The following is an 11637-nucleotide window of genomic DNA, read 5'->3' as shown; positions in this document are numbered from 1 at the left end:
GGGGGGGGGAGAGAGAGAGACGTGCCTGGTGAGCGGCTTGAGGCGGAGTGGATTCGGTCCTGGTGGGAGCAGGCCGACGCGGCGCTGACGAGGCTGATGCAGTCCTTCCTCTGACAGTGAATCTGGCGCATTGGTCTTCGCCGGCAACGCCGGGGGACCTGTTCTCGATCGGAGACAGCGGACAGGTCTGGGAGTCCACCGCGGCCTCCTGGTCTGACGACTACGCGATCGCCGCGTCCAGCTTGCAGGAGTTCAACTCGGCGGCGGATCGCGAACCGGCCCTCAGCAGCGGCTGCGGCACCGTCCACGGAGACAATCTCAGTCTTCCGCAGCTGGGGAATCGTGAGCAGGTGTGAGGTGACCCCTGGTCCGCGGATGGCCGTTTTCAAAGAGCGTCATCCCCCCGGCGACGCACAGGCATTCTCGACCGCGTATGGAGGACACCGTCATGGAGATCGTCAAGCGCCCTGCCCCGCCCACCGGCATCCGCCGCATGTTCTTCCGAGCCCCCATCCACTTCTATCGGCTGCGTCTGGGGTGGCTCTTCGGCGGCCGACTGCTCCTGCTGAACCACACGGGACGTGTCTCGGGGAAACCGCGCCGGGTCGTCATCGAGGTCGTCGAGCACGACCGGGCAGACGGCAGTTACGTGGTCTGTTCCGGGTTCGGGCCCAAGGCTGCCTGGTACCAGAACCTCCTCGCCACACCCGAGGCAAGCATCCAGGTGGGCGTGCGGACCCTCCCCGTCACCGCACACCTGCTCGACACGGAGGAGGGCGGCGACTTCATGGCCCGCTACGCACCCCGCCACCCCCGAACCGCCCGGAAGCTCGTGCGCTTCATGGGCTTCTCCGTCGACGGCACCCAGGGGGACTACCGGGCGGTCGGGCGCAGACTGCCCTTCGTGCGCCTCAGCCCGCGCGAATCGTAGAGCGGCACTCGGGGCTCGGGGGTTCGGCCCGGCCGGCGGTGTCGCGGTGGCCGCGCCGGGAGGAGTGGCGGTGGCGGGTCCAGGAGAGTGGATTGCTCTGACGTACCTGAGGGCGTCCCACGGATCGTTGCTCATGAACGTGAGGTTCATGAGCAACGCCTGGAGAATCCCTCAGGTGGCGCGTCGCATCTCCACGACGACGTTCTCTCCCATCGCCTCCGGCTTGAGACGGTAGTACCGGATGTGAGCCAGCCGCTCGGATTCCTCGAGCCACCCGGCGTCGATGACCTGACGCCGGGTGCGGGAGAAGACCGTCGGAGACAGCCCGACGAGCTTGGCCAGCTCGGCGGCGGTCTCGACAACCGTGCCGGCCCTGTCGGTGGGGTGCACGGCGTAGAGCATGACGACGAGCCGCTGGTTGGCCGTCATGCCTGCGGTCTTCTGCAGGAGGCGCAGGGTCCTGTGCTTGTCCTCGTCGTTCACTGAGCCTCCCACCGGGCTGGGGTCGTGGCGTCGAAGCCGGGGATGTCGGGCGGGTTGCACGTCTTGACCGCTTCGCGTTGTTCCACGCCGGTGCCGTGGAACGAGATGTAGGGACTGATCCGATAGAAGTTGTAGTTGCCGATTCTGCCTCGTACGACGATGACGCGATGCCGGGCCAGCTTCCGGTTGATCTTGCCGACGGCGTCGGAGGACATCCCTACCCGTCGGGCGATGTCGGCACCTGTGGCCCGCAGAGGTGCCATTCCCTCGGGTGAGACACCGATCCACCACAGGACGAGGAACTTCTGGCTCGGAGTGAATGCCCTGCTCTCGGTGATGGCCTCGACCCGTGCCTTGTCGACCTGCGTGTGTTTGCCGGAGAACGCGTACGGCGCATAGGGGATGGTCTCGCCGGTTTCGGCATCGACCAGCCTGCGTACTGCTCCCACTGGGGGCCTCCGTCTGTCGGCACGTGCGTGCAGGGCGGCTCAGAGACCGACCTGATGAACGTAACGTACATGAACGAGGAGTCGATCTGGTCGGTCTGCAGGACTTGTCGCTCAACTTCTCGCTCTTTCGCATCCGGTCATCACCAGGAATATTGTCGGCCCGGTTGATGAACGTGAAGTTCATCTACAACGATCCCTCAGACGCTATATGCGGTTCAGGGAACTGCCTGCCAGATCGGCCAGCATGCTTCAATTCGGGAAAATACCTGGTCAGGCAGCTTGTGGAGGGTGCGCTCTCTCATACTTCACTGACCCTGATCGGCCATGGGCGCCAGCACCCTGTGCTGTAGGCGTCGGCGAACTGCGGAGCAGGCTGCCCACAGCGTGCAGCTCAGCAACCGGGGACCGGCAGTCCCGGACCCACCAGTTCGGCCTCGCACGGTGCTCCCCCTCACCCGCACCACAGAAAGCACGCCACGACGAAGGCCGCACCCGACCGGGCTGGCGCGCGTATGCCCGAGCAACCACTCCCTCAGCTCAGGCCGTTGTCTTCTCCGCCTCTGCGATCAGCCGAGCTCGCCGGCGGCGCTCGCGGGTTCCGGCGGGGCACCGCAAGCCCGCCAGGGCTGAGGAGCAGCCGCCCTTGGGCGTGAGCACCCCCACCGGCGGGCAGGGGCAGGAGAGTCTGGCGGCGGGCTGCCGCCGTGGGGTCCTCACGGAGGGTCAGGTGAGCAAGCCGATTTCGTAGGCTTCACGGGTCTGCTCGGTGGTGAGCTTGTGCTGTCTGTGATGGCTGCGGGTGTTGCTGCGGAAGACGCCCAGCCGGATGTGATGGGGACGGCCTGTGGCGTCGGTGACGACCTCGATGTGGGGACGGGGCACGCGCAGATGGCCCTCGCGGGCTTTGAACTGGCGGGCGGCAGCAAGGTTGATCTCCCACCTGGACGCCCCGGCCGGCACCGAAGGCTCGGTGAGTTCGGCGTGGGCCGCGGGCTGGATGCCCAGTGCGGTCAGGCGCTCCTGCTGGCCTTGTCGGAGGTTGTGCCAGGCTGCGGGCTGCTCGGCGAGCCAGGCACCGATGTCGTCACCGCCGAGGCTCACGCCGGGCTGGAGCTCGGCCAGGGTGGCGCCTTGGGCTAGGAGCCAGTCGGCCTTGGCGTAGTGGCGCTGCCAGATCAGGGGCCAGTCGGGGTTCCAGTCCGGGTCGATGGACTCCAGGCGCTCACGGCGGTTCCTCGCCCGGTCGGTCTTCTTGCCCAGTCCTCCGGGCTTGCGGGCCTGGTGCAGCCGCTCGCCCACGGGCAGCCCCGCCAGGACGGCGTCCCTGGGGGCGGCCAGGGTGTGGTGTTCGGCGTGGTAGAGAGCGCACACGTCCAGGAACTGGGTGAAGGCTTGGTCGCGCGGATCGAAGACGAACCCTGTCTCGGCCAGCAGTTCGGTCCGCCAGTCGGCCAGCGTCCCCGCCCGCCAGGCGCGGCGCTGCTCGGCGACCCACTGACCGACCGGATAGTCGAGGTGCCGCACACCGAGGGGGACGCCGGCCGTGTACGGGATGTCCGCATGGCCGTGTTCGGCCACGAAGGCGCGGACGGCCTCCAGACCGGTCAGCCATGCCGTGGACTCGGGACGCAGAACGCGGGTGCGGACCAGCCGGGCGATCTGTTCGGCGTCGCGTCCGCGGCGGGAGAAGTGCAGCAGCGCCGGTCCGCCCCGCCGGTTCCCGCCAGGTTGCGACTCCTCCCGGGTGTGGTCCTGGACGGTCGCCCCGCCGCCCCCGGCGGATGTGCGGGCCTGCTGACCGGAGTCGCGGGCCGGGTCGTCGGCCAGGGCGTCCTCCGGCGAGCCGCTGCGACCGGCGGGGCGCAGCGCCAAGTCTTCGACGATCCGCGGGTCGAAGGCGCGCAGTGCCCGAAGGATCTCGACCAGGGGGTCGAATGCGGCGGTGGCTGCCATGTCGCGGCCCTCGTCCTGGGCGGCCAGGAGCACGGGGACGAGCAGGCGTGCCACCTTGCCCTCGTGCGGCTGCTGACGGAGGGCGCGGCCGACGGCCTGGACGATGTCGACGGGGCTGCTGCGCACGTCGGCGAACAGGACGCCGTCCAGGCCGCAGCGACCGGTGATGTCGGTGCCCTCGCCCAGCAGGCGGCAGGTGGACAGCACTCGGAACTCGGTTTTGCGGCCCTCGGCGTCCACTCCGTCGGCGAACTGGGCGAGGGTCGCGCGCTGGTGGGCGGCCGGGTGGAGGCCGCACAGCCATTCGCCCCACACCTGGCCAGGGAACCGGCCGGTGGCGCGCAGTTCGTCGGCGGCGTCGGGGAGGCCGCGGGCGAAGGAGAGGGCTTCCTGTGTGCGGGAATGGAAACTCAGCAGGCTGACGACGCCCGTGGTTTCGATGTGCGCGAGCGTGGCGGCACGGATGGCGCCCAGTCGCCTACCGCGGCGCTCCTCCAGCGCGGCGTCGTCGTGGGGTGGTGCGGGATCGCGGACCTCGAGAACGTCGACTTCGAAGGAGGCCAGGACGCCTTCCTCGATGGCCTGGCCGAGAGGGTAGGTGAAGGCGGGCTTCCCGAAGAGGGTTTCGTCGTCCATCGAGGCGACGAGCATCTCGCCGCCGCTGGTGTCCGCCTGGTAGATGCGGGGGGTGGCGGTCATGTAGAGGCGCCGGGCGGCCGGGATCCGGGTGTTGTCGTGGATGATCGCCCACGGTTTGGAGGCGAGTCCGGCGGTGCGGTGCGCTTCGTCCACGACGGCGAGGCCGAACCCGTCGAGCTGCTGCCCGAATGCGCCGGCCAGCGCCCGTTCCAGGGCACCGGCGACCGCCCGCTGTTCTGCCTCTTCCCCGTCCTCGCTCTCCTGTCCTTCCTCGGTGTTGCGGCGTCCTGGGTTCCCGACGAGAGAGGCGTAGGTGGCGAAGAGGGTCACGGGCCCGGTGCCGGCCCACAGGGCGAGCCGGAGGGGGTTCGTGGTGCAGCGCACGTCCAGCTCGTCGGCGAGGTAGGCGCGCGTCTGCGGGTCACGGTCCAGGGAGCAGACCGCCACTGCCGGGCCGCGCATGCCGTACTGGCGCCACCGCTCCACCGTCTGCGTCAGCAGATTCAGCGTCGGCACCAGCACCAGCACCCGCCCGCGCGGCTCCAGACGGCGCGCGGCCTCGTGGGCGATGAGCGTCTTCCCCGAGCCCGGGGCTGCGATCACCTGCGTGCGCAGGCCCTCGGGAGGGACACCGCCGAGCGGCGTCTCCAACGCGAGGACCGCTGCGTCGACGGCTTCCTGCTGCCGGCGCCGCAGCGCTGTCGGTCCGTCCGCCGTGCGCTCCTCCATGCCTGCTTCCCTCCGCTCCGGTGGTGCGTCGCTCAGGCGGAGAAGCCGACGGAGGTGGCGTACTCGTACTGGCCCCACTGCGATCCGAGGTCGGTGAGCTGGTCGTCCCAGGCGTCGCCGAGCGCCTCGTCGTCCGCGGCTGCCCAGGCGTCCACGATCCGGTCCCAGTTGCGGATGCGCAGCCTTCTGAATCCGGCCACGTCCGTGGGGATGACCCGCTTGCGGGGGTCGGCGACGGCGCTCTGGTCGAGGGGCTGGATCTCCACTCGGGTGCCGCCGCGGGCGTTGAGCCGCTGGAGGAGGTGGCGGGCCACGTTGCGGCGCCGGTAGGCCCGGTAGGCGGCGTCGATCCGGGAGAGGTTGTCGCGGCTGGGAGTCTGCTTGTGCTGGACCCAGCGGCGCAGGGTGCCCTTGGCGACGGTGATGCCCGCGTCCCGCATCGCCTGGTATCCGGCCGGGGAATGGGTGAGGTAGTTCAACCGGGCGTGCAGGCCGCGGCGGGTGGTCACCGGCGAGCGGATCCCGCCCTCCAGAGCCAGCCGGTCGAGCACTTCGCCCGCGAGATCGGCGCTCCTGCGGCCCCGGGCACCGTAGAGGCCGAAGTTGAGGGTCCTGTCCGGCATTACACGGCCTCCCGCTCGCGGTAGCTGCCCTCGGCCACCTTCTCAAGACGGTAGACCTGCTTGGGCTTGACCGCGGTGACCTCGCGGCCTTCGGGGAACAGCGGCGTGTCCTTGCCCGGGACGGCGGCGGTGCGCCAGTCACCGGCCAGGTGGAGCTCGTCGGTGCCCATCATCCGCACCACGGTGAGCCCGGCCTGGTGTGCCTGCCATGCCTTGTGCCACAGGTTCGCGAACGCCTGGCTGCGGATGATGTGCATCCAGTCGGTCCGGTACAGGTCCCGGTTGTAGTTGGACTCCCCCATCGTCGAGACCAGCTTGGAGTACATCGCCTTGACGTACTCGTAGGCCGCCTCGCCCTCGGCCGACTGCGCGGCGAGGGCGTTGGTACGGGCCTGGACCAGCGCCCGGCGCAGGGACTCCAGGAGTTGTTCGGTGGAGCCCGACGTCCACGACTCGTGGATCAGCGGCCGCTCGCACAGCCTGTACTTGGGGCCGGAGAGGCGCAGCAGCAGGCGGAGGGTGGATTCGGTGATCCAGATCCGGCCGGGTTCCTCCCGGTCGCCGATCGGGCCGGGCAGGTGCGGGTGCTCCCACTCGGGCGGGGTCACCAGGTGGACGCCTGAGCGCTTGGCGTCATGGGCGGGGCCGCCCTCGTCGGGGCCGAGATGGTGTTCGAGCTGCCCGATGGGCAGGTGGGCCTTCAGGGCGCTGAGGTAGGCGCCGTTGATGTCCAGCCCGGTCACCACCTGGTCGCCGAGCTGGTCGAGGACCTCGGGTGGGGCGGTCCAGCGCGGTCGTGCCTCCCAGACGGCGTCGGCCTCCTGGCGGCCGCGTTTGTGCAGGATGTCGGGCAGGTCGGGGTAGTTGCGGAAGTCGTACCGTCCTCCGGCGCGGCTCTGTTCCAGCAGGTCCATCACGTCCGGGATCGCGGTCTTCTGCAACTGCGCGACCGCCTCGGTCACCTCTCCCCCGGTCTCCGCGAGCACGGTCCGGACCCTGCCCTCGACTCGTTCGACCAGCTCGGCCACCGTCCCGCCGGACTTCGCCACCGTCGACGACCTGCTGCCGGCAGTCCGGGACGGCGTGTTGCCGGCCCGCCGAGGGGGCCCGGCCGCCGGGTGCCGTGCCGGAGGCGGGACGGCTGCCTCCCCGGCTGCGACGCTTGCCTGCGGGGCGGTCGTCGAAGAGGCGACCGGCGCCAGGGGCGCGGGGGCCGGGGTGTGATCGAGCAGGCGCAGGTGGGTCATGTCCAGCGCCACCTCGACCGCCGCGAGCGGGCCCAGGTCGCGGGCTGTGACCGTGATCCGGGCCGTCGTGCCGTCGCCCGGGCGGGTGAGGTGGAGGACGCGGTCCGCACCCAACTGCTCCACCAGGAAGGCGTCGTCGGTGTCCAGCAGCGCCACCACAGCCACCTGCCGGTCTGCGGCCAGGCGGGCCAGAGTCTTCACCGCGGCCGGCAGGGTGCGGCCCGAGAGCGGGGTGTTGTCCACGCGGGTGCGCTGAAGGCGGTCGACCACCACCAGTCCCAGGGCCTCGATCCGGGACGCCTCCTCGGCGATCGTCTGCGCGGTCGGCTCGGGCCGGGTGAACGACAGCGGGGCGCCTCGCAAACGCCCCTCCGCACCGGCTACGGCCTGCCGCTGTTCCGGAGTGAGGGTGCCCGCGGCGAACTGCGCGTAGGGCACGGAGGCTTCGGCCGAGATCAGACGACGGGCGGCGACCTGGAGCGGCACGCCGGAGAGGGCGTAGAGCACGGGCACGGGCTGCTCGGGGTCGAAGGCGGCCGTGCGTGCTGCCTGGAGCGGCAGGAGGCTGCCGCCCGCGTTCGGTGGTGCGGCGACCAGGGTGAGGCTCCCCCGTGCCAGACCGCCCGCGGCGCGGTCCAGCGCCGGGACGCCGGCGGAGAGGCCCGCTGTCCCCGGCTCGGCGTCCAGCAGGACGTCCAGGAGGTCGCCGAGCCCGGTCACACCCGGCGTGGTGTCGGGCTGCGGGCGCCCGGTACGTGGCGCGCTGCACGAGGAGACCGCGGCAGTGGGCTGCCCGCCCACCGTCAGTACCTGAACCCCGTCCTGGGCGGCAGCGACGAGACTGCCCAGTTCCTGCCGCGCTTTCGAACTCGACCACCTCGGGCCGGGCGGGTCCGGCCTCTCCGGGGGGCGCAGCACAGCGGCCTGCCCGCTCTTGGAGTTGACCAGCACGATCTCCTCGCCCTGCTGCAGGCGCTCGACCACCTCGCTCCACTGCTCACGCGCCTGCGAGAGCGTCGCATCCATCAAAGCCTCCTCGCTCGGAGCACCATCCTATCGTGGTAGATACGTCGTAGGTGCACGCATGAAGCATTGACGAAGGCAGGCTTCCCGGCTCGGAGGCTAATGGACCGACGGAACGTGAATGCAGATGCGGATGCGGCCGCGCCGGTACGGGGACGGAGCGCCTCGAGGCCCGTCCGGAGACGGTCTGCCGGCGAACGGCGACGCGGCCGCCGCCGTCCGCCGGCAGGCCGTCTCCGGCTCTCCCTCCCGATGAACACCGGCGGATCCTCGAGGAGCTGCATGTCCTCTCCCCCACTCTGCCGGGACGGCCGCGGAACGCCCGGACGGGTGGAAGATCTACACGTCCACGCACACCGAGCTGACAGCCGTGCTGGACGAACTGGCCACGCTGCCTGCCGGTGCCCGCGCACTCGTCTGGGTCCGGCGCCTCGATGCGCGGGGCCGGGAGAGCGTGGGGCTGCTGCTGAACGCCTTCCGCACAGCGGAGGGCCGCACAGCGCTCGTCGACAGTTCAGCGGATCCGGTGACGGACCTGAACGCTTTGGGCGCCTGCGGATTCCGTCTGCTGCGATACCGCTGACCGATGCGCTGATCGGCTGCTCGAGCCTCGTCTGCCGCCGAGAGCGGCCACCGCTCCTGCCGACACCGGAAGGCCCGGCTCTCCTACGTCAGCGACGAGGAGGCCGGGCCGTTTCTGCAGGGAGCCTGTTCTCCGGCGGTGGCCGAGGGCTGTCAGGTGCGGGGGCTGACGCTGGTGCGTTCAGACGCTAGGACGGACCCGTGCCCGTCCCTTTGTCGCTCGTGTTCACATCGATCAGCATCCTGGTCAGTGCGACCCGGTCCGCGCGTGTCATCTGCTGTACCAACAGCCCGCACAGGGCCTCCGGGTCGGCCCAGGGAATCTCCCCCTTCACCTCGGCAGGGGCCGGTCGTTGGTCGGGAAGCGGGGGGAGGGGAGTCCCGGGTCCCTCTCCAGGCTCGTCGTCCGCCTTTACCGCGGTAAAGGTCTTGTGGTCCTCCGCTGCCGGGCTGTCGGACGACTGCTCCTTTACCGCGGTAAAGCTCTCGCTCTGCTGGGTGCCGTCGCGCTCGGCGCCCGCCTCAGCCGTGTGCTTCCCGCGCCGCGGCTTGGGCTGTGTCTTCTCCTCTTCGCGCTTCGCCGAACGCGCCTTCCAGGCCGCCGTCTGCTCGGTCGTGGGCAACTTCACCAGGGCCCGGGTCTCGCGGACCGGAAGCTCGCCCGAGCTGACCAGTTCCTGCAGTTCGGGCGCCAGATCCAGCAAGTAGAGCTGCTGTGTCACCCAGCCCGCGGACTTCTCGTAGTACTCGGCGACCTTGGTCTTCCCGCCGAGCTCGTCGACCATCGTCTGAAGACCCAGCGCCCGCTCGATGGGGTCGAGGTCCTCGCGGTCGTTGTTCTCCGAGAGGATGGCGTTCAGGAAGTCACCGCGGGAGCGGGCCACCTCGTCATCGATGACCACTTCCAACGTGGGCAGGTCGATTGCCAGGCTCGCCCGGTAGCGCCGCTCCCCGTTGGCGATGACGTAAGCGGCTTCGCCCACCGCGTCAGCCTCGTCCGGCCACAGCGCGAGGTACGCCTCGCGTGTGACAGCGACGGCAGGCTGCAACTGCTTGGCCTTGAGCCGCTTTCCGAACTCGAGCAGCGTCTCCTCCGAGCCGAAGTTCCGGCGCGGATTGAATCGGGTGGGCACCAACTGCGCCAGCGGAAGAGTCCGCAGCCGGCTGTCGGGGGCGCCGGTGGTGGGGGCGCCGGTCGTGGCGGCGACGGCCTGGCGTCGGGCGCTGACACCGCCCCGGGTCCGGCCGAACGAAGCTCCTGTTCCGAGCTGGTCTGCGACGCGGCCGCTCATGAGATCTCCCTGGCCAGTGCGCGCATGGTGGCTGCCTGCTCGCCGCGCGGGGCGAACGACAGCAACGGCTGCTTGAGACGTACGGCCTTGCGCTGGTCTGTCAGGTCGCCGATGACAGCGACCACCTTCGGGTCCTTGATCTCTATCCAGGCTTCCAGGGACGAGGTGGCGATGAATCCGCGGCGGGGGTCGTAGAGGTTCACCACGATGCCGAGGTAGTCGATCTCCACGCCCATGTCGTTGCGCAGGTCCTCGATCTGGGTGACGAGGAGGTCGTACGCATCGGCGCTGCTGTCCTCGGCCTGGACCACGATCAGGGGGCCGGAGCTGCCCGCGGGCTCGTCCTCGCGGCGCCGCCCGTAGTAGATGGCGGTGTCCATGCTCAGGCCCAGACTGGGTGGGCAGTCCACGATGATCTCGTCGTAGGAGGCTTCCAACGGGGCCAGCGCACGTTCGAGCGCCGCTTCACGGAATCGGACCTTGGAGAGGGCCACGTCGAGGAGGAAACCGTCCTGGCAGCCCGGCAGAAGGTCCAGTCGGCCGCCGTAGCGGTCGTCCTCGATGGGCACCACCAGGTCGTGGATGTCTCCCTTGGCCTCACCCGTCATGTGCTTGCTGAGGCTGTCGATGGACGAGTCCATCGGAATCTCTTCCCGTCCCAGCTGAGTGGTCAAGTGCCGCTGGGGGTCGAAATCGACCAGCAGCGTGCGACGGCCCAGGCCGGGGAGATCCTCCACCTCCAACGGGTCGTCCGAGGAGACGGCTTCCAACTGGGCGGCGAAGTGCCGGGAGATCCGCACGGGGTGCAGTGCTTCGCGTTCTTCGGCCAGCGCTGCTCCGAGGCCGGCAGTCACCGCGGTCTTGCCCACACCGCCCTTCTGGTTGCAGACGATGCGGCGCCGGGGGTACTTCGCCGACGGCACGGTGGGCGCGGGGTTCTTCTCGAGCCACAGCTCGACGGACTGGGCCAGGCCCTGGATGAGAGAGACCTTCCGGTCGCCTGCCGTCTGCCGGAACCGGTCCCACTGGCCGACAGGGAGAAAGGTGGAGAAGGAGTCGGCCCCGACCGTCTCGACGGTGCTGGGTGTGGCGGCCAACGCGAGCCATGCGTCGATGCCCTGCTCGACGGCGCTCTGGATCTCGACTCCGTGCTGAGCCGCTCTGACTTTGAGGTTCTGCCGGAGCCATCCCGGCAGTTTGGAGACGACCTTCTCGCGGTCGCCGGAGGCTGGAGAACTCATGGAAGGTACCTTACTAACGCATGAGGCAGAAGAACGCACTGGCGCGTTAGGAAATCCCCCGGATGGGTGTGCGGAGTGGGCTTTACCGCGGTAAAGCTCCGGGCGCCGGCCCCGGGACCCGTGCCGGCGGGCACTGGACGGCAGCCATACCGGGGCAGCCGGAAACGAACCCAGTGGTCCCCACCAAGTGCGTTCACGCGTGTCGGCCCGATGCGGAGTCGCGCGTCGACGGCCCGTCATGCCACCGCGGGCGGGCGGCGATTTCGCCGGTGAGAGACTTCCCGCAGGGCGAACAGGGGGTACCGGGATGCACAGCGCAGCGGGCGCGGCAAAGCTGCAGCGCACCCTTGTCGCCGTCGTGGTGGCGGGTGCTGTGGTGATCGCGGCGATCGGCTTCGCGGGCTCCTACGCGGCGGTCCGTGATCTGGCCGAGCGGAAAGGTTTC

Annotated in this window: 11 protein-coding genes; 4 read left to right on the top strand and 7 right to left on the bottom strand. The window is 70.0% G+C overall.

The genetic code is table 11. The features are described from left to right. Positions 1–116: 116 nt before the first annotated feature. A complete protein-coding gene (locus BMX65_RS31045; RefSeq protein ID WP_075003686.1) occupies positions 117–356 on the top strand; it encodes a hypothetical protein in 240 nt (79 codons plus the stop codon). 77 nt (positions 357–433) lie between these two features. After that, positions 434–931: a nitroreductase family deazaflavin-dependent oxidoreductase gene (locus BMX65_RS31040; protein ID WP_420856850.1), complete on the top strand. Its 498-nt coding sequence runs from the start codon at positions 434–436 to the stop codon at positions 929–931. Positions 932–1102: 171 nt separating this feature from the next. Here BMX65_RS31040 and BMX65_RS31035 read toward each other — a convergent pair whose 3' ends face one another. The 5 genes from BMX65_RS31035 to BMX65_RS31015 all read right to left on the bottom strand — a co-directional run bounded on the left by BMX65_RS31035 (position 1103) and on the right by BMX65_RS31015 (position 8080). Beyond that, positions 1103–1360, bottom strand: a complete 258-nt coding sequence (locus BMX65_RS31035; RefSeq protein WP_075003688.1) for a replication initiation protein, RepL2 — start codon at positions 1358–1360, stop codon at positions 1103–1105. 50 nt (positions 1361–1410) lie between these two features. Continuing rightward, positions 1411–1863 carry a helix-turn-helix domain-containing protein gene (locus BMX65_RS31030; protein WP_075003685.1) on the bottom strand — a complete coding sequence of 151 codons (453 nt, stop codon included), beginning with the start codon at positions 1861–1863 and terminating at the stop codon, positions 1411–1413. A 723-nt stretch (positions 1864–2586) separates the two neighbouring features. Beyond that, positions 2587–5184: a DEAD/DEAH box helicase gene (locus tag BMX65_RS31025; RefSeq protein ID WP_075003684.1), complete on the bottom strand. Its 2598-nt coding sequence runs from the start codon at positions 5182–5184 to the stop codon at positions 2587–2589. A 32-nt stretch (positions 5185–5216) separates the two neighbouring features. Next, entirely contained in the window at positions 5217–5807 is a 591-nt protein-coding gene (locus BMX65_RS31020; protein ID WP_075003683.1) for a transcriptional regulator, read from the bottom strand. Next, positions 5807–8080 (bottom strand): DnaB-like helicase C-terminal domain-containing protein, encoded by a 2274-nt coding sequence (locus BMX65_RS31015; protein WP_075003682.1) that lies wholly within the window; start codon positions 8078–8080, stop codon positions 5807–5809. The genes BMX65_RS31020 and BMX65_RS31015 overlap by 1 nt, the downstream gene beginning before the upstream one ends. A 367-nt stretch (positions 8081–8447) precedes the next feature. On the opposite strand from BMX65_RS31015, the gene BMX65_RS31010 reads away from it, so the two are divergent. Next, the gene (locus tag BMX65_RS31010) at positions 8448–8660 is read left to right on the top strand and encodes a hypothetical protein (RefSeq protein ID WP_239502314.1); all 213 of its coding nucleotides are present in this window, start codon (positions 8448–8450) and stop codon (positions 8658–8660) included. 187 nt (positions 8661–8847) lie between these two features. On the opposite strand, the gene BMX65_RS31005 is transcribed toward BMX65_RS31010, so the two are convergent. Together BMX65_RS31005 and BMX65_RS31000 are read right to left on the bottom strand one after the other, a co-directional pair. Next, positions 8848–9951 carry a ParB/RepB/Spo0J family partition protein gene (locus tag BMX65_RS31005; protein WP_075003681.1) on the bottom strand — a complete coding sequence of 368 codons (1104 nt, stop codon included), beginning with the start codon at positions 9949–9951 and terminating at the stop codon, positions 8848–8850. After that, positions 9948–11192 (bottom strand): ParA family protein, encoded by a 1245-nt coding sequence (locus BMX65_RS31000; protein ID WP_075003680.1) that lies wholly within the window; start codon positions 11190–11192, stop codon positions 9948–9950. The genes BMX65_RS31005 and BMX65_RS31000 overlap by 4 nt, the downstream gene beginning before the upstream one ends. A 307-nt stretch (positions 11193–11499) precedes the next feature. Here BMX65_RS31000 and BMX65_RS33895 point away from each other — a divergent pair. After that, on the top strand, positions 11500–11637 hold a 138-nt coding region (locus tag BMX65_RS33895), incomplete at its 3' end, for a DUF2637 domain-containing protein (protein WP_143081906.1).

This window comes from Streptomyces qinglanensis (assembly GCF_900111245.1).
Classification (GTDB): domain Bacteria; phylum Actinomycetota; class Actinomycetes; order Streptomycetales; family Streptomycetaceae; genus Streptomyces; species Streptomyces qinglanensis.
This window is presented reverse-complemented; position numbering and strand designations above follow the sequence as displayed.

What these genes read in the sequence shown, in the direction of transcription:
- BMX65_RS31040 (WP_420856850.1), top strand. Translation starts at nt 434, where the DNA reads ATGGAGGACACCGTCATGGAGATCGTCAAGCGCCCTGCCCCGCCCACC.
- BMX65_RS31035 (WP_075003688.1), bottom strand. Translation starts at nt 1,360, where the DNA reads ATGACGGCCAACCAGCGGCTCGTCGTCATGCTCTACGCCGTGCACCCC.
- BMX65_RS31025 (WP_075003684.1), bottom strand. Translation starts at nt 5,184, where the DNA reads ATGGAGGAGCGCACGGCGGACGGACCGACAGCGCTGCGGCGCCGGCAG.
- BMX65_RS31020 (WP_075003683.1), bottom strand. Translation starts at nt 5,807, where the DNA reads ATGCCGGACAGGACCCTCAACTTCGGCCTCTACGGTGCCCGGGGCCGC.
- BMX65_RS31015 (WP_075003682.1), bottom strand. Translation starts at nt 8,080, where the DNA reads ATGGATGCGACGCTCTCGCAGGCGCGTGAGCAGTGGAGCGAGGTGGTC.
- BMX65_RS31005 (WP_075003681.1), bottom strand. Translation starts at nt 9,951, where the DNA reads ATGAGCGGCCGCGTCGCAGACCAGCTCGGAACAGGAGCTTCGTTCGGC.
- BMX65_RS31000 (WP_075003680.1), bottom strand. Translation starts at nt 11,192, where the DNA reads ATGAGTTCTCCAGCCTCCGGCGACCGCGAGAAGGTCGTCTCCAAACTG.